At 59.0% G+C, this 2046-nt stretch carries 2 protein-coding genes; one reads left to right on the top strand and one right to left on the bottom strand.

Going from position 1 to position 2046, the window contains the following annotated elements:
- Positions 1-135: 135 nt before the first annotated feature.
- A complete protein-coding gene (locus WCB02_RS36490) occupies positions 136-1119 on the bottom strand; it encodes a hypothetical protein (protein ID WP_423966527.1) in 984 nt (327 codons plus the stop codon).
- A gap of 723 nt (positions 1120-1842) precedes the next feature.
- Here WCB02_RS36490 and WCB02_RS36485 point away from each other — a divergent pair.
- A partial coding sequence (locus tag WCB02_RS36485) for a hypothetical protein (RefSeq protein ID WP_423966525.1) occupies positions 1843-2046 on the top strand: 204 nt, incomplete at its 3' end.

Below are 2046 nucleotides of genomic sequence, written 5' to 3'. Positions count from 1 at the left end.
GATATCAGGGACGACGATGGGAGAGGTCGACCGAAATATCTTATCATCGGCGGCGGCGACCGCTTTTGGCATCAACGTGACCTGCGGGCTTGCCCTTGACCAAGTGCAGCGTGGCTAGGTGGCCCCTCTGGGAACCTACGCAACCTCGATCACGCTCACGATCACGCGGGGCTCCGACGCGCGGGAAAAGCTGGCTTCCCAGGCGGTCTTGTCGATCTTCGCATACTTTCGAGCATAGACGATGAACAGGAGAATGCGGACATTGGGGTGCTGGCGGTAGAAGTCGGCGAGCCCCGCCAGGGTTTTGGCGATCTCGCGCGCGTCATCTTTATCTTTGGCAAACTTCATCTCCACGATGAACCGCGAGTGCATCAGGCTGAAATCGGATTTCTTCTTCTGCCCGTCAAACACGATTTCCACTCGTTCCCTCGCGGCTTGCCCAATCCAGGGCTTCGTCGCAATCCAGAAGAGGTCCTGGAAGTCGTACTCGCTCTGAGGAGCCACTACGAATGAGCCTCTCGCCGATCCTTTACCCGGGAAGTCAGCCAGCCGAAACGTAGCCGTGACGCGCGCCGTTTCAATGAGCCGCCGTGCAATTTCCTCTTCGTCCTCGCCGATCACAGGGGCGGTCGGGAGTCCTTGCTGGTCGAGGCGAGTCTTCAGGCTTTCGAGGGATCGCACCAAGGGAAAATTGGGAAGAATGGTATCCCTGAAGTTCACGTGATCCGCATACTCCTGGATCGACGAAATGTCCGGGTCCGTGGAGTTGCCGTCTTCCTTAGACCACAGCTTGACGGCCCTGGTCACCTTGATCACCGTATCGTCATCGTCGAGCTGGATATAACTCTCGTTGACGGCGCTGGTCGCGCGGCCATGCTCAAGCAGAAAGATGTCAAGTGCCAGGCACGTCTCGTCCCGGAATCGTCGCAGATCGCTCGGCTTGATATAGGATTCGGGCACAAAGAATACGTCGATGTCAGAGCGCAGGCTGAGCGTCTTGAATCGCCGTGAACCGAACAGGTAGATGGCCTTCAACTGAAATTGTTCGGTCGCCTGTGCGACGAGCCCGTGCAGGTCATAGGATATCTTTTGCCATTGTACGTATTCGTCGGCCGACACGAAGGTCTCCTGCTGAATGAGAGCACAGCGGCTCGGCCACCGACACGGCGTCTGCCGCGACTCCCGCTGGATCGCAGCAAGCTGGAAGTGCAGTGAAGGCAAGGTCCGGAAGAGCCGCAAGCGGCGCAATTCGCATGAAGGCCTTATCCTAGCCGAACCGGCGGCGGTGGCAAGCCGAAGCAAGCCGCTTCGGGTCACTCACGACTTGATCGGACTGCCTTGTGATGTTCGCAATTCGCCCCTTGCATACATGCCGATGGACTCTGAGAAAGTCAGCTGATTGGGGTAGATCGGAGTGCGCCGGGAGACCGGCAAGGAGTGGATGGTGCAAGTCCATCACGATGAAGGAGTAGCGAACCGCATCGACCCCGAGTCATGCGCCAATACCCGTGAGGGTATTGGCGAAGCGTTGACAGGGGAGCGCATAGGCCAGCCATTGAGCCGCGAAAGTACCCTCATCCTGGGTGCCGACGTCGTTCCGGTGACGGAAGGCAACACGGATGGGCGCGATAACGCGAGCGCCCAGACGGCCGGCGTGGTCTTAGACACTGGCATGTGCGCACGCTCTTTGCTCGGGAACCGGGAGGTCTCATGGTCGGCCAGCGCCAGCATGCTTGCTGCACTGGCCCGCGTCGGGAAGGCGGGGAGCCGTAACATTGAGAGCCTTGTGTTCCCACACAGCCCGGATCGAGATATGCTCTGGTCCAGTGCAGGAGATCACGGATGTGGCGGCGCGCATTCATCGCGGGGCTAAGCACCGCGTCCGCGTTCCCAGTGGCGGCGCCGGCGTTGTTAATCGCGCATTGCCTGACGATATCGTTCGCTTCTTCAGCCGCATTTGCCGAAGAACGGAACAACTACGTTTCCGTTTCTGAAGCTGCCTTTGCGGCGCTTCAATGCTCTGTGTTTGCAGCTCATGCGCAGTAC

The organism is Bradyrhizobium sp. (genome assembly GCF_049581145.1).
Lineage (GTDB): Bacteria > Pseudomonadota > Alphaproteobacteria > Rhizobiales > Xanthobacteraceae > Bradyrhizobium.
This window is presented reverse-complemented; position numbering and strand designations above follow the sequence as displayed.